Origin of the sequence: Capnocytophaga sp. CM59 (assembly GCF_000293175.1) — a bacterium.
GTDB lineage: Bacteria > Bacteroidota > Bacteroidia > Flavobacteriales > Flavobacteriaceae > Capnocytophaga > Capnocytophaga granulosa.
The window spans coordinates 149108-172516 of the sequence record NZ_ALNN01000015.1 but is presented as its reverse complement, the minus strand read 5'-3'; the positions used below and the strand labels follow the sequence as shown (position 1 = coordinate 172516).

Here is a 23409-nt window from a genome sequence, read left to right as displayed (position 1 = left end):
ATAATATATATTTTAGATTATTCATATACCTTAATATTCTTATTGTTTTTATTTATCTTAATATATTCACAGACTAACTCTCCAATATATGAATTTTTATCATTTATCTGTATATATAGAGTATCTATAGCTCTTGTTAGAGCCATTAGTAGCCAATTTGTTGCATATATCTGTTTGCGTTTTTCATTAGTTAGGTCTTGATTATTATATCTCTTTTTATTTAATAAAGTTCTCTCAGCATTTTCATCTTCATATTTTCCATCAAAAAAAGTATCTAAACGGAAACAACATACAGCAAAAGATTCCAATCCTCTACAAGATTCATAATGTATGATACGAGTATGATCAAAATCGAAAGGTAAATGTTTGCTTTTTGTACCATTATAACATTGGTATCCATTATCTTCTAATAATTTGAGATATTCCCAACTTCCTTTTTTCTCCTTTATGTTAGTAGTACTTACATAGTTATTTTCATAAATATGGGTTTTATTTTTGTGTGAAACTCCTTCTGAATTTTCCTCTTGTTCATCTTCTGGGGTTATGAGTGTTAGTATACTTTCATAAGGCTTATAACCATTAATAAAAGCTTTTTCTTTTAACTGATTATAGATAGATAGAATATCAGGATTTCTTCTAAAATCAAAAATTATTTCACCACGATCAATATATTCTTTAGGAGCAACTTCTTCATTGAGAGAATGTAATTTAAATTCTATATTTATCTTGTTTGCAAAGAAATTACATAACCTAATTACCTCTTCTTTACTTCTATAAGATATGGATATGGGATCTTTTTTTGTTGATGTTTGTATGACAGGTTTGTGTAATTGGAAGTTTGTCGTTTTGAATCCTGTTTTTGTTTTTATCTTTCTCCAATCACAAAGTTCAGGATATCTTATTAACTGCTCTTCTCCTCCATTAGCAACAATAATTTTTCCTTCTTCAAAAAGTGCTATAAGAATTTCTTTTTCATATTCGTAACAATCTTGAGCCTCATCTACAAATATTAGTTCATATTTCATAGATAATCGATTCTTTATATCCTCAATGTGTTTTGAGAAGGCTCTAAAACTAATTTCATCACTTTCGTTATTAAGATTTAAAGACGTTTCTAACAGTTCTTTCTTATTTCTTACATCATATTCTTTATAGAATTCGGAGGTGTTATTAAGTACTTCATAGAGTTTTCGTAAAAAATATTCATAGTCATTATTAAATAAATATCCATCATTATCTTGCTTATTAGAAAGAAAAAGATCTGCTAAGTCTTCTTGTATATTCTTTATAAATATTTCTATACTCCTATCATCAGAATTGATATAATCTATAGCATAATCCTTAATAACAGAGTCTAAGTCATCACGATTTTGGAAATAAGTTTTTAAATTTTCTTTATCAAAATCAGTTAATCGCAAGGAGTTTAATATATCAGATACTTTTGACATACTTTTTTCTAATATATTTACAAGTTCTTCATATCTCTTTTTGTTTTCTTCATATCTCTTATCCTTTTCTAACCTAATAACACCAGTCTTTCTACATAAATCAAAGAAAAAGGAATGAAAAGTAGTCGTTGCAAAAAGGCCATTCTTAGACTCTTTTTCTGCATTTAGTATACTTTGAAATGTCTTACGGATATCATTTACTAATAATTTGTTATAAGATAAAAATAGAATATATTCTCCTTTTATAAGGTGTTTATAAGCAATGGTTAATAATCTATTTGTCTTTCCATTTCCTGCTTTTCCTTCTACAATAATAAGTTTATTTCCTATTTCTTTTTCAACAGTTGAGAGATTGACTCTTTGTTTTACAATATTTTCTATTTTTCTTTTTGTGAGGTAGCCATATTCACTATCTTTTGATATTCTGTCTACAATTTTTTCAATATCAAAAGGAACTACTTCATAAGCTCCCAACTGAGACCATTTTTTTATAGAGCAGAAATATGTTTCTTGTGTATTTTTCTTAAAATATTCATCTAACATATGAAAGTCAAAAGAGGCTCCTAATAAATAATTGGTAGTAATACATCTATATCTTGAGCTTACTATCTGTACAATATGAAAAGGAATATAAACATCATCTTCTTTACCTATGATATTCTCCTCTCTAAATATTTGTGTTAAGTATTCTCTTATTCCACTTTTTAACTTCTTAAGTTCATTTTGAAAATCAATTTTAACATAATTAACTTCGTCTCTCTTGGTAACAAATATAAGATCATTATTTTCAATGGAACTATATAATTCTTTATCTATATATTTATCAATAAACTTAACAGGAATGATTTGATTTTTAAAAAGACTATTCTCGTTAATTCTATAGTAACTATCTTTTTTATTTGGAACAATAATTACAAGTAATAGATCTATATCTATTATATCTGATATAGGAATAGGGAATCTATTAAAGAGATATATTTTTGCATTAGGACAGGTATAGTCAAGTACTTGATGTACACTTTTTTCAAAAGCCTCATAATCTATATAAAGAGATTTTCCATTTAGGGCATAAAATTCTATAGCCATAATCTTCTTGTTAAATTTCCAAATCTTTAATATCTTTTGATGAATGGGATAATCTTATAGCTTAATTAAGACAAAAATACTTTTTAGATAAGGAAAATAGTTTCTTCAGCGCACAAAGATAACAAAAATATTTTAATTTTATCAACTACAATTGTTAAATTTTAAATAGTTGTTAATCTATTTCTACTTCTTCCATGAGTTTGAGGACTTCCTCATCGGCGGAGGTCATGGTGTCAGGGGCTTCTATGGCAAGGTTCAGCCAACGAGGTTCGTTGTTCAGACGATAGATAAAGGAGGTGTTGGAGAGTGCATCAAAGAACTCTTTGCATACCTTGACCTTAGTACTGTGACTATTCATGGGGAGTTCTATGTCCTTTTCTTGTTCTTTGCTTTTTCCTATGATCAGAAAGTTAAAAGGGGTGCTCCCCTTGAAGTGTTGAGATAGGTTCTTTACGAAAAAAAGGGTCTCTTCATTTACTTGGGGGAGTTCTACGGCCATTTGTAGCTTGTCTATATTCTCTTGTAGGGCATCTTCTAAGAAACCGATATGGGTGAAAACAATCTTGGGGCCAAAGGTGCGTCCGTCGGGGGTGGTATAGCCTCCCTTGATATGGGCTTTGATGAAAACAAACTGTTTTTCGGAAAGGAAAGGGCGGAATTTTAGGTATTCTTCGCCAAAGATACGAAAATCGACCGTACCGCTATAGTCTTCTATGGTGAAAGCACCCCAGCCTTTCCCGTTTTTGCTGGTGAGGTGTTCCATCTTGACAATCATTCCTCCAAAACGTACATCTTGGTTCTCCATACCTTCGTAGTTGGAGGTAAATTCGGCTGCTTTTCGGTTGCATAGGTAGTCCAATTGGTACTTGAACATGTCCAAGGGATGGCGTGAAATATAGATCCCTACTACTTCTTTCTCTCGGCGGAGTTCCTCTAAGGAGTTCCAAGGCTCTGTTTCAGGCATTTTGGGTTCGGGGATTTGCACCTCTGGGCTATCTCCGAAAAGGCTTAACTGTATGGAGTGGGCGCTCTCTTGTGATTTGGCACCATAGCGAATGATTTTTTCCAGGAAGTTCATATTCTCCGAAGGGCTTTGGTGGAAGAATTGGGCACGGTGTACCCCTGGGAAGGAGTCAAATCCTCCCGCTAAGGCGAGACTTTCAAAGGCTTTCTTATTAGCCGACTTGAGATCTATACGCTTGGCCATGTCAAAAACAGACTTGTAAGGGCCTTTCTCTCTAGTTTTTACGATGGTATCCACCGCAGCCTTGCCCAATCCCTTAATGGCTCCCATACCAAAACGAATCGCTCCGTCTTTGTTTACGGTGAACTTGTATTCGGATTCATTCACATCGGGGCTGAGTACCTTGATAACCATACGGTTACACTCGGAAAGGAAAAAGCTGATGGACTTAATATCATTCATATTGTTAGAGAGTACCGCTGCCATGTATTCGGCAGGGTAGTTGGCCTTCAGGTAGGCTGTTTGGTAGGCAATCCATGCGTAGCAAGTGGAGTGAGATTTGTTAAAGGCGTAGCTAGCGAAGGACTCCCAGTCCTTCCAAATCTTCTCTAAGATGTCGGCAGGGTGGCCTTTTTTGCCACCACCTTCTATAAACTTAGGTTTCATCTCGGCCAAGACATCCTTGAGTTTTTTCCCCATGGCCTTTCTCAGCTTATCGGCTTCTCCCTTGGTGAATCCAGCTAATTTCTGAGAAAGGAGCATTACCTGCTCTTGGTATACGGTGATACCATAGGTGTCTTTGAGGTATTCCTCCATATCGGCCAAGTCATAGGTGATAGGCTCTACGCCTTGTTTGCGATGAATAAAGCTTGGGATATAGTCCATAGGTCCTGGTCGGTAGAGGGCATTCATGGCGATCAGGTCGGCGAAGACGGTAGGTTTAAGCTCACGCATATATTTTTGCATACCAGGGGACTCGTATTGGAATATCCCGATGGTTTCTCCACGCTGGAAAAGGGCATAAGTAGGCTTGTCATCCAAGGGAATATGATCTATGTCTAACTCAAATCCGTGTCGTTTTTGGATAAGAGCCACTGCATCCTTGAGGATGGTGAGCGTTTTCAGTCCCAAGAAGTCCATTTTCAATAGGCCAGCACTCTCTACCACGGAGTTGTCAAACTGAGTGATAAAGAGGTCGGAGTCTTTGGCCAAGGCCACAGGGACGAAGTTGGTGATATCGTCGGGAGTGATGATAACTCCACAAGCATGTACCCCTGTATTACGTACAGAACCCTCCAAGATACAAGCCTGCTGAACAGTTTTAGCCGAGAGGTCATCGCCCTGGGCAATCTCCTTGAGTTGCTGTACTTTTGGCAAGTCACTTCCTACAGTTTCTTTAAGTTTTTCATCGTCAAAGGTAAAGATTTTTTTAAGAGAAATATTAGGAATCAGTTTGGCTATTTGGTCAGCCTCCTTTAGCGGCAAGTCCAACACACGAGCTGTATCACGTACGGAGGATTTGGCAGCCATGGTACCATAGGTAATGATCTGTGCAACTTGGTTTGCTCCATATTTTTCAATCACATAGTCCAGGACACGGCCACGCCCATCATCTTCAAAGTCAATATCAATATCGGGCATACTCACACGGTCAGGGTTGAGGAAACGTTCAAAAAGCAGGTCGTACTGGATAGGGTCTATATTGGTAATACCCAAGCAATAAGCCACAGCTGAGCCTGCCGCAGAACCACGTCCAGGACCTACGGAGACCCCCATATTGCGTGCGGCAGTAATGAAGTCCTCCACAATAAGGAAGTAGCCAGGGTAGCCTGTTTTTTCTATGATAGAAAGCTCAAAATCAAGGCGTTCGCGTACTTCGTCGGTAAGTTCCTTATAGCGCTTTTCGGCGCCTAAGTAGGTGAGATGACGAAGGTATTTGTTCTCTCCCTTTTTTCCAGTAGGATCATCCTCCACTTGGAACTCCTTGGGAATGTCAAACTTAGGGAGGAGGATATTGCGTGCTAGCTCATAGGGTTCTATTTTGTTTATAATCTCCTCAATAGAAAGAATAGCTTGGGGAATATCCTTGAATAATTCTTTCATCTGCTGGGAGGATTTGAAATAATACTGTTCATTAGGCAGCCCATAGCGGAAGCCGCGCCCATGTCCGATAGGGGTAGCTTGCTTTTCTCCGTCTTTGACACAGAGCAGAATGTCATGAGCGTTGGCATCTTTGGGGTTGATGTAGTAGGTATTGTTGGTTGCAACCAATTTGACCCCATGTTTTTGCGCTAATTGTATCAGTACCGCATTGGCACGGTCTTCATCTTCTTGGCCATGCCTGATGAGTTCTATATAAAAATCCTCTCCGAATTGGTTCTTCCACCATAGGAGTGCCTCTTCAGCTTGTTTTTCGCCTTGATTTAAGACTTTAGAAGGGATTTCACCATATAGGTTCCCTGAAAGCACAATGATATTCTTTTTATATTGCTCTACTACCTTTTTGTCAATACGAGGTACATAGTAAAAACCTTTGGTATAGGCGATAGAAGCCATCTTGATAAGGTTTTGATAGCCTTCTTTGTCCTTGGCGAGCATGACTACTTGGTAGCCATTGTCCTTTTTGCTTCTGTCTAAGTGGTTTTCACAGATATAGAATTCGCAACCTATAATAGGCTTGATAATGGGTAGGGGAGCGGGCTTTCCCTCCTCTTGAGCTTGGGCGTTTTTGGCTTTAGCTTCTTTGTTATACTTAGATACTTCTTTGATAAAGTGGAAAGCTCCCATCATATTGCCATGGTCGGTTAGTGCTACAGCAGGCATCTGCGCTTCGGTAGTGGCCTTGACCAAATCAGCAATAGAGGCGGTGGATTGCAAGACAGAGAACTGAGTGTGGTTGTGCAGGTGTGCAAAGGGAGCAGTCTCTAGTAGGGCAAGGTTTTCAGCCAGCTCGGTAGAGGACAGAGCTGTGGATTTCTCTTGGGCTTTGAGCTTTTCAGAGGCTGCCTTTAGGTTGATATGCTGTAACCCCCAAAGTGCTATAGGAGCGGTATACTTCTCTTGGATAAGTGCCATAGCCTCATGGGAGACTTGGCTGGTGGTAAAGCCCTCGCCTCGGCGGATTAGCTCAAAGAAACAGCGAGCAGTCGCCTCCACATCGGCAGTGGCGTTATGGGCTTCGGCAAAAGGAGTGCCAAAGAGAAACTGATGGAGTTCAGTAAGACTTGGGTACTTGAACTTACCTCCCTTACCCCCTTCTATTTTACAGAGTTCCGCAGTAATTTCGGTACAGGTGTCCAAAACAGGAAGTTCCCCAAGACGAGTAGCTACCCCATAGCGGTAGAACTCAGCTCCCATGATATTGATATCAAAGCTGATATTTTGTCCTACAATATACTGAGTCTTGCTCAGTGCTTTTTCAAATTCTTCAAATACTTGTTGGATAGGCACGCCCTCTTTGGCAGCCAGCTCTGTGGAGATCCCATGGATACGTTCTGCATCGTAGGGAATGGTAAAGTCGTCAGGGGTGATTAAAAAGTCCTTATGCTCGACAAGAGTACCTTGAGCATCGTGTAGTTGCCAAGCGATTTGTACAGCACGCGGCCAGTTGGCACTATCGGAGAGTGGTGCATTATAGTTGCGGGGAAGTCCAGTTGTTTCAGTATCAAAGATTAAATACATAGGGAAAAGGAAGTGAGTTTCTTGGACAAAAATAGTATATTTTTTCGAATCCTCTGCGTTGTTATCGTGAATCCTTTGTTAAAAATAGAAAGGGAAACCCGCCTGTTTGGGGCGGGTTTCTTTAAAATATTTATTATGATACAATTACATCATGCCAGGCATGCCGCCGCCCATAGGAGGCATAGCAGGGGTATCTTCTTTGATATCTACCAAAGCACATTCGGTGGTAAGGATCATACCAGCTACAGAAGCTGCATTTTCCAAAGCTACACGGGTTACTTTCTTAGGGTCAATGATACCAGCACGGAACATATCTACATATTGTTCTGTCTTGGCGTTGTATCCTGTAGAGTTTCTGCCGTCCAATACTTTGGCAATTACCACAGAGCCTTCGCCACCAGCGTTTTCTACGATAGTACGCAAAGGAGCTTCTACAGCCTTGAACACGATTTGGATACCTGTAGCCTCGTCAGCATTGGTAGGTTTGATCTTAGCTAGTACATTTCTAGCGCGTAATAGAGCAACTCCACCACCAGCTACGATACCTTCTTCTACGGCAGCACGAGTAGCGTGAAGGGCATCATCTACACGGTCTTTCTTTTCTTTCATCTCTACTTCGGAAGGTGCTCCTACATAGAGGACAGCCACTCCACCTGCCAATTTGGCCAAGCGTTCTTGGAGTTTTTCCTTGTCATAGTCAGAAGTAGTAACTTCAATTTGGGCTTTGATTTGTCCTACACGGGCTTGGATCTCTTCGCTCTTACCAGCTCCATTTACGATAGTGGTGTTGTCCTTGTCAATAGCTACACGTTCGGCACGGCCAAGCATGTCAATAGTAGCATTTTCAAGGGTAAAGCCTCTTTCTTCAGCTATGACAGTACCACCTGTAAGGATAGCGATGTCCTCAAGCATGGCTTTGCGACGGTCTCCAAAACCAGGCGCTTTTACAGCAGCAATACGAAGGGCACCACGCAATTTGTTCACTACCAAGGTAGCTAAGGCTTCCCCATCAATATCTTCAGCGATGATAAGGAGTGACTTGCCAGATTGAGCCACAGGCTCCAATACAGGAAGCAAATCCTTCATGGTAGAGATTTTCTTGTCATATAGAAGGATAAAAGGATTATCCAACTCGGCAGTCATTTTCTCAGAGTTAGTTACAAAGTAAGGAGAAAGGTAACCACGGTCAAACTGCATACCTTCTACAATATCTACATAAGTATCAGTACCTTTGGCTTCTTCTACGGTGATAACACCCTCTTTACCTACTTTGGAGAAGGCATCGGCGATGAGTTCTCCTACAGTCTCGTCATTGTTGGCAGAAATAGCGGCTACTTGGCGGATTTTATCGATAGAGTCACCTACTTTTTGGCTTTGTTTGGCCAATTCATTTACGATAGATTTCACTGCTTTGTCAATACCGCGTTTCAAATCCATAGGATTGGCACCTGCCGCTACGTTTTTAAGACCTTCGCGTACAATAGCTTGGGCTAATACAGTGGCGGTAGTAGTACCATCACCAGCGAGGTCATTGGTCTTGGAAGCTACCTCCTTAACCATTTGAGCACCCATATTTTCGTGTGCATCAGCAAGTTCTACTTCTTTGGCTACAGTAACCCCATCTTTGGTAACGGTAGGAGCACCGAAGGATTTGCTAATAATTACATTGCGTCCCTTAGGGCCGAGGGTTACTTTTACGGCATTAGCGAGCGCATCAACCCCTCTTTTTAAGCCGTCACGTGCATCAATATCAAATTTTATATCTTTTGCCATGTTTTTTATTTTTTAAATTATTAAGTTTAATTATTTAAGCGATTTGAACAATTCTACACTTTTCACACAAGGGATAGGTAGTTATAAAATCCTTAATTTGTTCTTTGGCTTCTGCAAAATTTCCTTTTATATAGAAATACAAAGCTGTATCTTTACTGCCTTCATGATATGAAGTTAGTACCAAAACATCTTTTAAAATTTCACAGACAGTGTCAAAAACTACATTGATATCAGAAGTCTCATATACTTCTTTAGGTAAGTCAGTACCATTTACATAAAGTCCTAAACCTTCTAAAGAGCCTATTTCTTGGGAGAAATTCTCATTATATAGCTTAGAGCCTTTTGGGATACCAATATCTTCTAACTTTTGTAGTAATTTCTCCACTGCATTGGCAGTATCATTGAGAGAGATTTCTATATTGCAGTATTCTATTTCTCCCTCTTTGGACATGAGAGTACCACCACCTGAGGTTTCTCCTAGATCTTCTTTGGAGAGAAACTCATCTATAATGTCCTCTAGAGCATGTCTGTCAAAAGGTTGTAACTTTGCATTTAGTTGTAAAGTGTAGAACATAATTTGTTATATTTAGATTATTCTAAAATACCTAACAAATCGTTCTCTCTCATAATAAGGTAAGTCTTACCTTCTAATTTTAGTTCTGTACCTGCATATTTTCCATAAAGAACAGTATCTCCTACCTTTACAGTGATAGGATTTTCTTTGGTTCCTGCTCCTACAGCTACGATTTTTCCTTTTTGAGGTTTTTCTTGAGCAGTATCAGGAATGATAATACCAGAGGCGGTTGTAGTTTCAGCTGGTGCTGGTTCCACAAGCACTCTATCAGCTAACGGTTTTAATTTTACACTCATATTCATTTATTTTTGTAAATCTATTTCTCTCTAAGCATAAAGTGTGCCAATTGGCGAAATATGCCAAATTGTCAGTATCTGCTTATATGTTCCAATGTTTATAAGGGTGTTGGCTTAGAGCACTGTTATAGTAGCGGGCATCTGAGGTAACTTCCTCTGCCAACCAATCAGGTTTTTCAAAGGCCTGTGCCACATCGGTAAGTTCTATTTCAGCGACGATAAGTCCTTCATTTTCACCATGAAAGACATCTACTTCGTATAGCGACTCACCTACCCATACCTCATAGCGAGTTTTCTCAATAGGGGAGGGTTCACATAGGGGCAATAGGGCATGCACATCGGTAGGAGTGATTTCTTTTTCCCATTCGAATCGACTGATACCATTCTCCTCACTTTTTCCCTTGACAGTGAGGTAGCCTTTTTCTCCTTTAAGACGTACACGTACTGTTCTTAAGGGGTCAGTATTCAGAAAAGCCTGCACAATAGGGGTACTTCTGTGTGCTTGTGCTATGAAATCGGTATTTTTGACTAAGAATTTGCGTTCAATTTCTTTAAAAGCCATGTTTTTTTAATTTTTTGTAAAGATATAACTGACAAATAGACACTATTTAATTGTCAATGGTTAATTATTAATTATTAAAAAGTGACTAATAACTAAAAACTAACAACTAATAAGGCTCCCCTTTTCAGGATCGTTGGTAATGGTCAGGGACATAGGAATACGTTCCTTGAGTTCTTCTACATGGGAGATAATTCCCACGATACGATTATCCTTGAGCAGGTTAGCCATGGTCTCAAATACAATATTCACTGATTCCGTATCTTGGGTGCCGAAACCTTCGTCAATAAAGAAGAAATTCTTATCGGCACTTGCCTCACTTTGCACACTTTCGGCCAAAGCTAAGGCCAAACTTAAAGATACCTGAAAGGCCTGTCCTCCTGAGAGTGTTTTTACACTTCTGCTCTTTCCTTCATTGAGGTAGTCTATGATCTCGAACTCATTGTTTTCACCGATTTGCAGGCTCAATTGTCCTCGTGTCATTCTTTGGAAACGCTCATTGGCATGTTGGCAGAGCTGTTGGAGGTAGATGGAGGAGATGTACTGTACAAATCCCTGTCCTCGGAAGATATTTTCCAAGAGTTTGATATGTTCTTGGCGAGTGCTAAGGGCAGCTACCGACTTGAGCAGTTCCTTTTTGGTAACCAAAGCCTGGGTAATACGTTCCAGTTCGCTGGTGATTCTTATACATTGCTCGTGAAGCGCCTTTACTTCCTGCTGCTTGAGCGTGTATTGCCTTTCAATCTCGGCAAAGGCCTTAGGGTCAAAGGATACATGAGCAAATTTGGCTTCTAAGTCCTGAATTTGTCTTTGAAGTACCTCGTAGCGAATCTTGAAATCCTGTATCTTTTTCCTGTTCTCCTCTATAGCTATGGGGGAGCTGAGTATTTGGCTAACCTCCTCAAGGCTTATATGCTCTTGAGACAAGGTACTCTCTAAGGTATGTTCTATATCTGATAGTTCCTTTTCCCATTTTTCAAGTAGCTCACAGGTGCCTTTTAGTTGCGCTTCATATTGTGATAACAGTGGTAGTAGGCGGTTTCGTTCTTCGGTAAGGGAGGTATAGGCTTGTTCCGTTTGCTTATTGGAGCGGACAACTTCCTCATATTCTTTTTCAACCAGTGCGTGTGCTTTGCTTTGATAATCGGCAAAAGCATACTTTTTGAGACTTTCCTTTCGGCTGGCTATATGTCCCTCAAGAGTGGCGATTTCTTTATAGATATTTTCTAATCCTTTTTTGTACTTTTCTATTGTGTTTTGAAGGTCTTCTATTTCTTTGGTGCCCTTTTTGCGTATGCTTTCTTTATTTTCTATTTGTTGTTCCAAAGCTAAGGCCTCTTTACGCTTTTTATCAAAGGCAGTACGATCTTCTTTTGAAAATTCGCTCCAAATGAATTTGTCATGGTGTGCTGAGTGTTCCTGTTCTATTTGTTGGGCAATTTCCTTTTCTGATTGTAATTGTTTTTCGAAAAAATATTTTTTATCTACGGCCTTTTCTATTTGGAAGAGGTACTGTCGTAGTTGTTCTTGTTGGGCATCAAGCGCTTTTATCTCTTTTTGAGTAGAAGCAAGTTCGGTACTGACGTCTTCAAAATGGGCAACACTTGGATGTTCTAATGAGCCACAAAGAGGACAGGGACTTCCCTTGTGAAGTTCTTTTGTATAATGGGATAGTTGCCGCTGTAGTTCAAGTTGGTTACACTTTTGTTGAAGCGTGTCTTTCTTTTTCTCTATAGATTCCTTTTCAATGGTTATTTTTTCTTTGTAGTTGGGAACAAAACCCTCTTTAAAGAGTACAAAATGGCTGAGTTCGTCTATGATATTTTGTAATTGTGTGGTTGTTTCCTGAATTTTTTGCTGTTGTTTGTTTTGGTTTTCAGAAAATGATTGGTTTTTCTCATACCAATTACCGATCTCTAAGAGCAATTGGCTGTCTATACGTTGTTTTTTGAGAATTTCTATTTCATTTTCAATAGTGCTATTGAACTCTTTTTTGTCTCTGAGCTCCTTCTCTACTTCAGCTATTTTTTCAGAACCTTTTACAGTTCTTCTTTTTTCCTCTGCCAGCTTTTCTTGCAGTGGCAATATGGACAATATTTGTTGTAAATCGGCTTCTATTTGTTTTGTCTCAGGGAGTTTTTCATAGATCGTTTGCAGAGAATTTATATTCTCAGAGATGAAAGCTAATTTGTCTTGTACTTCTTTAAGTTTTTCGGTCTCCGTATCTCTTTTATAAATGTAAGATTGTAGTTCTTTTGTCAGGCGTACTTTATTATCTAATAAATTTTTGAATACTTTTTCTATTTTCTCATACGCATTGACTTTTTCCTCTAATTCGTCAAAAGAATACTTTTGAGAATGGAGTAGAGAAAACTCTTTTCTCTTACGCTCTAAAAGTTCAAAGTCTGATTTCAGACTTTTGAGGTGCTCATAGCTTGTCTTTAGCTGCTCGAATTCTGTTTCTAGGGACTTTTGTTTATCTTTTTCTTCCTTGAGTTTGTCCTTTTGTATCTGTATGGCCTCTTCATGGATTTCCTCATAACCCTTGAGTTCGCCCTCTTTGAAACTGAGTTTTTCGCTATTCTCCTTTTTAAGTTTGGCAATATTATCGGAAAGGTCAAACTTCTGTAGGTTGAAGATTTCCTTCATCATCTCGTTGCGATCCTTGGCACCGAGTTCTAAAAACTCCTTGAACTGCCCTTGCGGAATGATGATGGTACGCTTGAAGTTGTGGTAGCTCAACCCTATCAGTTCTTGAGGATTGGCTTGCTCCAAGGGGCGCCATTGGTTACCTTCTTTCTCATAAAACTGTACAGTAGGGGTTCTTACATCTTCGAATTTTTTGGAGTTGCGCTTGAACTCCCTGACCACTCGTAGCTGTCGGTTCTCAAAATTGAGAAACTCAAATTCTATATAGATATGGTTGGATTTGAGGTTCATCATATTGTACCCTCTTTTGTCGGCCTTGTTTAGGCGTTCGGTTTCTCCATATAAGGCATAGGTGATAGCCTCCAAGATAGAGGATTTTCCAGCACCTACCGCACCAAAGATGCCAAATAAGCCAGCACTGGTAAGGTGAGAAAAATCAATATGTTGTCTTTGCTGATAGGAATAGATTCCTTCAATGGTGAGGGATATGGGTAACATTAGTCTATAGGGGTATTGATGGCTTCGTTGAACAAATTTAGAATTTCCTGATTGGGGGCTATGCCGCCATTCTTGTATTTGAAATAGCTTTCAAATAAAGGAGTAATATTCTCAAAATTAATATCTTGCAGAGATAACTCAGCAGAGGGGTTATGTTCTGTATCCAGCAGTAACTTAGGGATTAGAAAGACGATGCCTTCATGGGTGTTGTATAGTCGCTTTCTATCCTCGGCTCTGAGGTATTCCTTGAGTTCAAGGGTTAGCTCCACCCAAGTATTGGGATTTTCTTTTAACCAAGAGGTTGCTGCTTCTATAGAGGCAAATTGCTTCCTTACTAAGGGTTTGCCTTGGGTAAGAGGTATTTTGCTAAGGTGTACGGCCTTATTCGGCTCGGCCTCTATGATAGCCACATATTTCTGCTCTCCAGCTTCGCTAAAACTGTAGCATAGGGGAGAGGAAGCATATACAATAGGCTTTTCTTCACTGCCAATATTCTTGAATCCGTGTAAGTGTCCTAAGGCCGTATATTGCATTTGGGGAGGAATAGCATTGGTGTAGATCATGTCTGCATTTCCAATACGGATAGGGCGCTCTCCTTCAGGTTCTTCCAAGAGTTCACCATTCTTAGGATTCATAAATAGATGAGCGGTGAGTATATTTACCCCCTTGGAATCACAATACTCCTGTGCAAGAGCTTGCCATTTGTCGGATAGGAATTGGTTGATAGCCAGTTGTTTGTCTCCTTCCAATTCTTCTCTTAGCCGAGGCTCGTTGGCATAAGCAGTATGGATAATTCGCAAGGGGTAGGGGAAGGAGGCAAGTTGTAGCTCTATAAAGCCCGCTGAGGAATGGGTAATTTTGAAATCTTGTGTTTCTATAGGGGTTACCAAAGCAAAAGGCTGACCTATAAGAAAAATACCACATTCGCGAGCTAAAGGATCAGGGGCATCGATGAGCTTTGGAGCATCGTGATTGCCAGAAATAGCTACCACAGGCCTGCGCCCACCGAGGGAGAGTTGCTTAACGGTCTTGTAGAATAGTTCTATGGCGTCGGTATTGGGGGTGAAGTTGTCAAAAAGGTCTCCTGCGATGATAACCACATCTACCTTTTGGGCATCGGCTATTTGTACAATCTCTCCCATTACAGCACGCTGCTCTTCTATACGGGAGAAGCGGTCTAATTTTTTTCCTAAGTGCCAGTCGGCAGTATGAAGTATTTTCATAGTCAAATTGGGTATAAGAATTTACAAAGAAGTATCTATAAAAAAATCCGTAAAATAAATATTTCACGGATTCTTATAAAAATAATATAAACTATAAAAACTACAATTTTCTAAAGTTTGATTAATCACCTAACACAGCAGGTTTCCCTTCTTTTGTTATGTAATTAATCTTTAAAGCATTGATCTCTCTCAACTGTTCTTTCAAGTCTCCGATGATCCCCATTTTAGTATGCTTATCAATCTTTAAGGAGGTGATAAATACATCTTTGTATCGCTCTTGTAGTCCTTCTTTGTATTTAAGGATAGGTGTACCTACCTGATCTACATCTACAAACACATCATTAATCTGAAGTTTTGCATTTTTACCAAACTTATCTTGATATCTTTGTAAAGGTTCTCCTGCATACACATAGATCACAGGGTCTTTTTTATCTAATTTTTGTACTTGATCTGCCGATGGAATATCATTGGCTACTTTTATTTCCCCATCTTTAGTTTGGGTAACTGTCATAAAAAAGAACAAAAGCATGAAGATAATATCAGGCAGAGAGGCGGTTGAGATAGGAGGTACCTCATCACTTTTTTTCTTGTTGAACTTTGCCATAATTCTAAATTATTTATCTTTTTTTACACTTGCTTCCACCAATTTTCTAGGAAATAGTTCTTGCAATTTTTCTAGTTTTGGTCTTAGTTCATTTTTTCTCTTTTCAGGAGTTTTTGCAGCGTTAAACTCTGCATCCATCTCTGCGTAAGTAACTTCATTGGGGAACAATCTTTTACGTTCTCTCTCACGTAACTCATTGTAGGCTGCTACTAGTTCATTTTGCACAGCAATATAAGTTTCGTAATTGGTTTCTCGGTCATTTTGTAAGGAGATAACCGCTTTATTAGGATTGTCTGATGAAGCTGGGTCATGCTTGCCTTGGCAATAGCTACAAGCCTCTTCGGCTTTTCCGCCTCCATTGTCTAAGAACTCAACCGCTTTTTGTCTAAGATTTTTGATGTCCAATATTTGGTCTTCTACTAAAAGCTGATTATTTTTATTAACTAATACGACGAACAAGTTGCGTTCGTTAATAGGAGGTTCTTGTTGTTCTTGTTTGGGAACTTTAGGCGGTAATTTTGCAGCTATTCCCGCATTGGATGTGATGTCGGTCGTTACAAGGAAGAATATAAGCAAAAGAAATGCTATATCTGCCATGGAGCCGGCATTTACTTCGGGTACTGAACGTCTTGCCATTTTTTAAGTTCTTTTGATAACTGAGAAAACTACAGACACTAACGAGATGAGTATAAGCAGATAGGTTGCCATAATACCAGCACTTATCCACTGGAAGTTACTGTCTGAACCAAACAATGCATAGGAAAGGGGATAGGATACTATGATCACTCCTAAGAAAGCTCCTGCATAGAGTAAGGTCTTTTTAATTGATTTGGGTGAGGATAATATGTTCTTGGAAGCAGAGAAAATAACAACTACTAATCCAATAACCAATAGCAAATAAGCTACGCCGAACATACCTATCATAGGGAAATTGTCAATGCTGTTCTTGGTCTCATCGGAACTAACCATAAGCCAACCGCAAAGAACAAGTCCTATAACGCCCAAAATAAGCGCTATTAATCTTGATATTTTGTGCATGGATAGAGATTTTAAGGGTTAGTAATTATTTTTTGTAAGCTACTAATAGGTCAACAAGTGAGATAGAAGCATCTTCCATATCATTTACAATGCTGTCTACTTTAGCTACGATATAGTTATAGAATACTTGAAGAATCATCGCAACGATAAGCCCGAATACGGTAGTAAGCAATGCTACTTGGATATCTCCAGCGATCAAAGATGCATCCAAACCACCAGCCAAGCTGATCTTTTCAAAGGCCTGAATCATACCAATTACCGTTCCCATGAACCCAAGCATCGGAGCAATCGAGATAAATAGGGAAATCCAAGATACGTTCTTTTCCAAAAGCCCCATCTGGACACCTCCATAAGAAACTACAGATTTTTCTACGATATCGATACCTTCATCTACACGATCAAGACCTTGGTAGAAAATAGAAGCCACAGGCCCTGCGGTGTTTCTACATACTTCCTTGGCAGCTTCTGTTCCACCATTCTTAAGAGCATCCTCTACATTTTCCAATAGTTTTTTGGTATTGGTAGTGGACATAGTCAAATAAATGATACGCTCAATGGCAACGGCAAGTCCAATGATAAGACACAAAAGGATAGGTGCCATGTAGGCAGGACCTCCCTTGATGAAGTATTCCTTGAAACTTTGATTCACACTTCTCTGAGTAGCTTCTTGTGCGAAAACAGAGCTAACATTTATGAAAAGCAACGCGGCTAAGGCTAATTTTGAATACATTTTTTTCATTTTTTCAATTTTTTAGGTGGATATTAAATTAATAAAATAAAGCAGAGAGGAAGGGATTCGAACCCTCGATACGCTTTTGGCGTATACACACTTTCCAGGCGTGCTCCTTCGACCACTCGGACACCTCTCTAAATAAGTATCATTTTACAAGCCGCTAAATTACAACAAAAAAATGATAGCTCAATATTTCTTAATAAAATTTTATGATATTTCTCCTTGTATCTCTGTTTCGTACTTGATTTTCAGTGTTTTGCTATCAAGGTTCTTTCCTAATAGATACATCAGTTTGGTAATAGCAGCTTCACTAGTGAGGTCTTTTCCGTTGATAACCCCTATGTTTTCAAAGTGAGAACCCGCTTCATACTTGTTAGGAAGCACAAATCCACGCATACATTGGGTAATATTAACTACAGTAACACCTCTTTTGATGGCCTGTTCTATGGTAGCTAAGAACCAATCTTCGGTAGGGGCATTTCCTGAACCGAAAGTCTCCATAACTACCCCCTTAAGCGAAGGGATACTAAGGATACCTTCTAATATAGGTTGGGTGATGTTGGGGAAAATCTTCAAGAAAGCTACATGAGGATCAAATTGGGTAAAGACTTGCAAGGCCTCTTGAGATTTTCTTTGGTATAGGTATTCGTGATGTACCTTTAGGTGTACGCCACTTTCGGCTAATATATGATAGTTAGGCGAGTCAAAGGCCTGAAAATTCTCTGCATCTATCTTGGTTGTTCTATTGCCCCTATAGAGCTTGTATTCAAAATATAGGCATACTTCCTCTATGATAGGTTTGTTGTTTTCCTTGAGGCTGGCTAAGCGAATAGAGGTGATGAGGTTCTCTCTGGCATCGGTTCTGAGGTCACCTATAGGAAGCTGTGAACCTGTAAAGATCACAGGTTTGGCTAAGTTCTCTAGCATAAAGCTCAGTGCAGAGGCCGAATATCCCATAGTATCACTGCCATGAAGGACGACAAAGCCATCGTAATCATTGTAATTCTCTTTGATACTTTGGGCGATTCTTTCCCAGTGAGCAATGTTCATGTCCGACGAATCAATAGGAGGATCAAAAGAGACGTGGTTTATATCACTGTCTAGCTGAGAGAGTTCAGGTAAGCGCTCTTTGATTTTCTCAAAACGGAAAGGGCGTAACACACCTGTTTCATAATCCTTTACCATCCCGATGGTACCTCCTGTGTAGATGAGGAGAATTTTTGTTCTGTGAGTCATAATTTTAATTTATTAATGACAGGGTTGGCATACATTTCTAAGAATTTTTTGCGAGAAATGTTACCTTCCGAATTACTTCTATTCTCTAATCGTCTCTCAAATTGTCTAAGTTCTTTCTCGGTATATTTATCGGAAAATCTTTCTATGTCGTTAAGTAAATCATAGGCTATGTAGTTGCTGGCAAATAGCTTATACTGAGAATGGATTCTAGCGTCCATCAGCTCCACAAGGGCTTGTATCTGTCGGTTGGTGTGTTTCTCTTGCTCTGCAATAAGGTCTAGATCCTCATATAAAGGCTTTCCTACCGAGATATGTACGCAACCTTTCTGTCCTACTAAGCCTTGTACTATATTATTATAGTCCTCGTTTTCTTTTTTAATATATTCCACTCCATAATGTTGTGCCAAAAGAGCGGGAATCTTTAAGATATCAGTGGGGTCGAACTCGTATGAGATGGCCATGGGTACTATGTGCAGTTGTTTGAAATAGGTCATCAGAGGCATCTGCTTGGGACAATTCATGGAAAGCATCTTGATTACCCCCTGCTGGGTACGATCGTTTCCGTCCTTGGTGCGTCCTTCTCGTTGGGCAATCCACACGGAGCGGTTTTTCTCAATCACACAGCGAGCGATAAACTGAGATACCAATTGGGATTTCTGTAGTGTCTCCCTTGGGGATAAACCTCTGTGTATGATAAAGTTACGATTGAGCTTAGCAAAGGCCAAAAGGAAAGGAGTATTTACCAAATTGCTCCCCATGGCCGAGGCAGTCATCTTAAATCCTTTTTCATGTAGCAATACATTGAGAAAGGAGGTATCCAGTATGATATCTCTATGATTGGAAATAAATAAGTAGGACTGAGAAGGGTTGAGGTACTCAAAACCATCGTCAGAGAGCTGTGTAACGCTCTTACTAATGGCACTCTTGATGATAGGATACATGATCCTTGACTGAAAATCTCTTATTTTTTTGCACGAAAGCAATAACTTTATCTGCTCCTGTTCATTGAGCTTGGGAAAGCCAAATTGCAGTAGCTGATATATGGTCGGGTTATCCTTGATATAGTTCAATATTTCGGATACCTCACTATCATGAAAAGGGCGTATTTGAGAAAAATCTGTCAAAATGTAGCGGTTGAATATAACAGTGCAAAGTTACGCAAAATTTATCAGAAAAGAAACGATCAAGGCTTGAAAATTTCAATGGCATTAGCTGTCGTTTGATTAATAATCTCATTTTCAGATACTTTGTATAGCTCAGAAAGTTTCTTTATGATATAGGTAAGGTAGCTACTTTCATTGCGTTTGCCACGGAAAGGTACGGGAGCCAAGTAGGGGGCATCGGTCTCTAATACAATGTGTTCCAAAGCAATAGAACTAAGAAAGGTGTCTATTTTCCCATTCTTAAAGGTTACAACACCTCCTATACCCAATTTCAGTCCATAGGAAATAGCCTGTTCGGCCTGCTGTTGATTACCTGAAAAACAATGAAATATGCCAAATAATTGCTCATCTTTTTCCCCTTCAAGCACCTCGAAAACTTCCTCAAAGGCTTCTCGGCAATGGATCACAATAGGGAGCTTATAGCTCTTGGCTATGCGAATCTGTTGGCGAAAGGCTTCTTTTTGAGCTTCTAAAAAGGTACGGTCCCAGTAGAGGTCTATACCGATTTCACCAATAGCATAAAAAGTATTAGGGTGAGCATGCATCAGAGCGATTACATGGGCGAGTTCTTTATCCCAATCCGCTTTCACACTACAGGGGTGTAAACCGTTCATAAGATACATCTGCTTAGGGTATGCTTTTTGCAAGCGAAACATACGTTCGGTATAAGAGGAATCTATGGCAGGGAGGAAGAATTTTTCTACTCCGGCGTCCATTGCTCGCTGTATAACCTCCTTATAATCTGTATCAAACTGCTCTACATACAGATGGGTATGTGTGTCGATAATCATCTATAAAAACCATTTTTAAAGGGTTGCAAAGGTAGTTATTTTGAAAGAACAGGAGTGTTAAATTTGTTATAATCTAAATAAATGACATGGTTGTATGGAAAAAAAATTGTAAATTCGCAGTACTAAAATAAAGAGATATTAACATGAAAGAAGAAAAAAGTCTGCCCACCTTAGGGGAGTTTATCATTGAGAAACAGCGTGATTTTAAGTACTCCACAGGGGAATTATCACGACTTATTAGTTGTTTGCAAATTGCTTCCAAAATGGTCAATCGAGCCATTAACAAAGCAGGTATTGCCAATGTATTGGGTGCTGTAGGTAACCAAAATGTACAAGGGGAAGAACAACAGAAATTGGATGTTATTGCCAATGAGACCTTCATCAAGTCTCTTTCTCAGCGCGAGGTAGTTTGTGGTATTGCTTCAGAGGAAAACGATACTTTTATTGAAATCAAAAGCGGAGAAAACTCTGAGTTAAGCAAGTATGTGGTGCTAATAGATCCACTCGATGGCTCGTCCAATATTGATGTGAATGTCTCCGTAGGTACTATTTTCTCTATCTACCGACGCATCACCCCAGAAGGTACCCCAGTGCAGTTGGAGGATTTCTTACAAAAAGGAGTGAACCAAGTTGCCGCAGGGTATATCGTATATGGTTCTTCTACCATGCTTGTCTATACCACAGGTAAGGGGGTAAATGGCTTTACTCTAGACCCATCTTTGGGTAGTTACTACCTCTCTCACCCCGATATGAAATTCCCTGAAAAAGGAAAAATATATTCTATCAACGAGGGGAACTATATAAAATTCCCTCAGGGTGTGAAGGATTATATTAAGTTCTGTCAAGAAGAAAAGGATGATCGTCCTTATACCTCTCGCTACATAGGTTCTTTGGTATCGGATTTCCATAGAAATATGATCAAAGGAGGTATCTATATGTATCCTTCTACCTCTCAGTCTCCTAATGGAAAGCTACGCTTGCTCTATGAGTGCAATCCTATGGCATTCCTTACAGAACAAGCAGGAGGAAAGGCCTCCAACGGCTTCCAGCGTATCTTGGAATTAGAGCCTACCGAGCTACACCAGCGTACACCTTTCTTCTGTGGTAGCAGTTCCATGGTAGATACTATAGAGGAGTTCATGCGCAAGGCTAAATAATGAACGCATAATAGAAACACATTTGCTAAAAAGGGGGTAAGGCTGTAGGTCTTACCCCTTATTTTGTGTCCTTTCCTGAGAGAATTAGAACAAACTCACCTTTGGGGTTTTGGCTTTGAAAATGGGCTAAAAGTTCCGCCAAGGTGCCCCTGAGCGTCTGCTCATGTATTTTGGTAAGTTCCCTGCTGATACTCGCCTTACGCTCAGCCCCGAAGAATTGGGTAAACTCCTCAAGGGTCTTTATGAGCTTGTGAGGAGAGACATAGAAAATCATTGTTCGGGTCTCTTCCACAAGGTTTTTCAGTCGGGTTTGTCGTCCTTTTTTATCAGGAAGAAAGCCTTCGAAAACGAAACGATCATTGGGCAATCCACTATTGACCAAGGCGGGGACAAAGGCTGTAGCCCCAGGGAGCGTTTCCACAGGGATACCTTCGGCAATACAAGCTCTGGAGAGCAAAAATCCTGGATCGGCAATGGCAGGGGTACCTGCATCACTGATAAGGGCGAGCTGCTGGCCGTCCTTGAGCTTTCTAAGGATTCCCTCAAGGGCTTGGTGTTCGTTGAATTTATGGTGTGCAAGCATGGGAGTACTGATATGAAAGTGCTGGAGAAGCTTGCCACTGGTACGAGTATCTTCTGCCAAGATGAGATCAACCTGCTCAAGTACTTGCAAGGCTCTAAGGGTGATATCCTGCAAGTTACCAATAGGGGTAGGAATTAAGTAAAGTTTTCCCATTATCCAAAACGTTTAGAAACAATATAAAAGAACCGATCCTCGTATTCTTCCTTTCCTTGCCAATTATTGAAAGAAGGCTTCACTTTCTGAAGGATAAAAGCCCAGCATTCGTCAGGGGTATGTAGGTTATTAATCATGGCTATAGCCCTGTTATAGGCCTCTATATCTCCGTTGAAAAGATGGGTAACAAAGGCAATACGGTCATTCAGCCCTATCTGTAATTGCTGGGAAGCTATACGGTCATTGAGAGTTTTAGGGGTTTCACTCTGTGCTTTAGGAGAGGAGGTTTTCTCTTCAAAGATAATCTCTTTTTCAGGAGCTTGAGAGCGAATTTCATCCCATGTATTGGTAGGTGTATTCACTTGGGCTTGCTTGGGGGCTATCTTTTCCTCTTTTATAGCAGAGGGAGGGGGAGTGGAGGGAGGTGTATAGGTGTTTTTCTTAAGGGCTTCAGGGTGATTCTTCTCTAAGAAATTAAAAACCAAAGCTCTTTCGTAGAGTTTTTGTAATTCTTTGACTAAGAGTTCAGAATTATCCAAGAAAGCAGGATTGGTAAGTATTTTTTGAGCGATTTTTACCATATCCATCTGAATTTCTTCTTTCATAAAATAATGTTTTTTCTTGTGAAGCGTTCAAATATTTTTTGTATCTTTGTCCTATCGTTATAGCAGGAGCTTTCTAGAAGGCTTTTTCTCTCTAAAGAAAAGAGAACCAAATTCTTGTGCTTTGGTAGAGCGGCGATAGAACACTCCTGATGTGAAACGAGGGACAAAGATACGAATTTTACTCTAAAAATTAATTTTATCCAAGATAAAAGATGGACATTTTATAGGTTTGAAGGTGTTTTTATCTACAAAGACAAGGGTAGTATGAGCCTTGGAAAGGAGTTGTTGTTGCTCATTGAAGATTTCATACTCGAAAGTAATCTTGGAGGTAGGAGGTTCTTTTAGGGTGAGGGTAATGGAGAGGAGTTCGTCATAGAGGGCAGGTTTCTTGTAGTCAATATGTAGGGAGGCAACAGGTAGCATGATACCTTTCTCTTCCAGTTCCCTGTAGGAGATGCCTAAGCTGCGGAGCCACTCTACACGGGCAATTTCTAAATATTGTGGATATATACCATAATATATAACCCCCATTTGGTCTGTTTCCCCATAGCGGGTGCGTACTTGAAAAGTAAATGAATTGTTCATGTTTTCTTAT

Annotated in this window: 19 protein-coding genes and 1 tRNA gene; 1 reads left to right on the top strand and 19 read right to left on the bottom strand. The window is 39.5% G+C overall.

Going from position 1 to position 23409, the window contains the following annotated elements:
- Positions 1-17 precede the first annotated feature (17 nt).
- From HMPREF1154_RS05125 to HMPREF1154_RS05050, 16 genes are all read right to left on the bottom strand, one after another.
- A complete protein-coding gene (locus tag HMPREF1154_RS05125) occupies positions 18-2534 on the bottom strand; it encodes a UvrD-helicase domain-containing protein (protein ID WP_009641448.1) in 2517 nt (838 codons plus the stop codon).
- Positions 2535-2706: 172 nt separating this feature from the next.
- Positions 2707-7179, bottom strand: a complete 4473-nt coding sequence (gene dnaE / locus HMPREF1154_RS05120; protein ID WP_009641432.1) for a DNA polymerase III subunit alpha — start codon at positions 7177-7179, stop codon at positions 2707-2709.
- A gap of 144 nt (positions 7180-7323) precedes the next feature.
- Complete coding sequence (gene groL, locus HMPREF1154_RS05115) at positions 7324-8952, bottom strand: chaperonin GroEL (RefSeq protein ID WP_009641442.1); 1629 nt, start codon at positions 8950-8952, stop codon at positions 7324-7326.
- Between the two features lie 34 nt (positions 8953-8986).
- On the bottom strand, positions 8987-9526 hold the full coding sequence (locus HMPREF1154_RS05110; protein ID WP_009641412.1) for a hypothetical protein: 540 nt from the start codon (positions 9524-9526) through the stop codon (positions 8987-8989).
- 17 nt (positions 9527-9543) lie between these two features.
- The gene (gene groES, locus HMPREF1154_RS05105) at positions 9544-9822 is read right to left on the bottom strand and encodes a co-chaperone GroES (RefSeq protein ID WP_009641430.1); all 279 of its coding nucleotides are present in this window, start codon (positions 9820-9822) and stop codon (positions 9544-9546) included.
- 82 nt (positions 9823-9904) lie between these two features.
- A complete protein-coding gene (locus HMPREF1154_RS05100; protein ID WP_009641348.1) occupies positions 9905-10384 on the bottom strand; it encodes a CYTH domain-containing protein in 480 nt (159 codons plus the stop codon).
- Positions 10385-10483: 99 nt separating this feature from the next.
- Positions 10484-13528 carry an AAA family ATPase gene (locus HMPREF1154_RS05095; protein ID WP_009641437.1) on the bottom strand — a complete coding sequence of 1015 codons (3045 nt, stop codon included), beginning with the start codon at positions 13526-13528 and terminating at the stop codon, positions 10484-10486.
- The gene (locus HMPREF1154_RS05090; protein ID WP_009641366.1) at positions 13528-14751 is read right to left on the bottom strand and encodes a metallophosphoesterase family protein; all 1224 of its coding nucleotides are present in this window, start codon (positions 14749-14751) and stop codon (positions 13528-13530) included. The genes HMPREF1154_RS05095 and HMPREF1154_RS05090 overlap by 1 nt, the downstream gene beginning before the upstream one ends.
- A 121-nt stretch (positions 14752-14872) precedes the next feature.
- Positions 14873-15355 (bottom strand): ExbD/TolR family protein, encoded by a 483-nt coding sequence (locus HMPREF1154_RS05085; RefSeq protein WP_009641427.1) that lies wholly within the window; start codon positions 15353-15355, stop codon positions 14873-14875.
- 9 nt (positions 15356-15364) lie between these two features.
- A complete protein-coding gene (locus HMPREF1154_RS05080; RefSeq protein ID WP_009641358.1) occupies positions 15365-15991 on the bottom strand; it encodes an ExbD/TolR family protein in 627 nt (208 codons plus the stop codon).
- A gap of 3 nt (positions 15992-15994) precedes the next feature.
- On the bottom strand, positions 15995-16393 hold the full coding sequence (locus tag HMPREF1154_RS05075) for a membrane protein (protein ID WP_009641467.1): 399 nt from the start codon (positions 16391-16393) through the stop codon (positions 15995-15997).
- A 25-nt stretch (positions 16394-16418) separates the two neighbouring features.
- On the bottom strand, positions 16419-17132 hold the full coding sequence (locus HMPREF1154_RS05070; RefSeq protein ID WP_009641404.1) for a MotA/TolQ/ExbB proton channel family protein: 714 nt from the start codon (positions 17130-17132) through the stop codon (positions 16419-16421).
- A 42-nt stretch (positions 17133-17174) separates the two neighbouring features.
- Positions 17175-17262 (bottom strand) — tRNA-Ser (locus tag HMPREF1154_RS05065).
- A gap of 71 nt (positions 17263-17333) precedes the next feature.
- The gene (locus HMPREF1154_RS05060; RefSeq protein ID WP_009641338.1) at positions 17334-18362 is read right to left on the bottom strand and encodes an asparaginase; all 1029 of its coding nucleotides are present in this window, start codon (positions 18360-18362) and stop codon (positions 17334-17336) included.
- The gene (locus HMPREF1154_RS05055; RefSeq protein ID WP_009641409.1) at positions 18359-19486 is read right to left on the bottom strand and encodes a 1-acyl-sn-glycerol-3-phosphate acyltransferase; all 1128 of its coding nucleotides are present in this window, start codon (positions 19484-19486) and stop codon (positions 18359-18361) included. The genes HMPREF1154_RS05060 and HMPREF1154_RS05055 overlap by 4 nt, the downstream gene beginning before the upstream one ends.
- 59 nt (positions 19487-19545) lie before the next feature.
- Positions 19546-20316, bottom strand: coding sequence for a TatD family hydrolase (locus tag HMPREF1154_RS05050; protein WP_009641485.1), 771 nt, complete (start codon positions 20314-20316; stop codon positions 19546-19548).
- Between the two features lie 143 nt (positions 20317-20459).
- Between HMPREF1154_RS05050 and fbp the strand changes: the two genes are divergently transcribed.
- On the top strand, positions 20460-21473 hold the full coding sequence (gene fbp, locus HMPREF1154_RS05045) for a class 1 fructose-bisphosphatase (protein ID WP_009641452.1): 1014 nt from the start codon (positions 20460-20462) through the stop codon (positions 21471-21473).
- A 58-nt stretch (positions 21474-21531) separates the two neighbouring features.
- On the opposite strand, the gene rsmI is transcribed toward fbp, so the two are convergent.
- The 3 genes from rsmI to HMPREF1154_RS05030 all read right to left on the bottom strand — a co-directional run bounded on the left by rsmI (position 21532) and on the right by HMPREF1154_RS05030 (position 23399).
- Complete coding sequence (rsmI, locus tag HMPREF1154_RS05040; protein ID WP_034566945.1) at positions 21532-22209, bottom strand: 16S rRNA (cytidine(1402)-2'-O)-methyltransferase; 678 nt, start codon at positions 22207-22209, stop codon at positions 21532-21534.
- Positions 22209-22814, bottom strand: coding sequence for a hypothetical protein (locus HMPREF1154_RS05035; protein ID WP_009641501.1), 606 nt, complete (start codon positions 22812-22814; stop codon positions 22209-22211). The genes rsmI and HMPREF1154_RS05035 overlap by 1 nt, the downstream gene beginning before the upstream one ends.
- Positions 22815-22997: 183 nt before the next feature.
- Positions 22998-23399, bottom strand: coding sequence for an acyl-CoA thioesterase (locus tag HMPREF1154_RS05030; protein WP_009641514.1), 402 nt, complete (start codon positions 23397-23399; stop codon positions 22998-23000).
- Positions 23400-23409 lie beyond the last annotated feature (10 nt).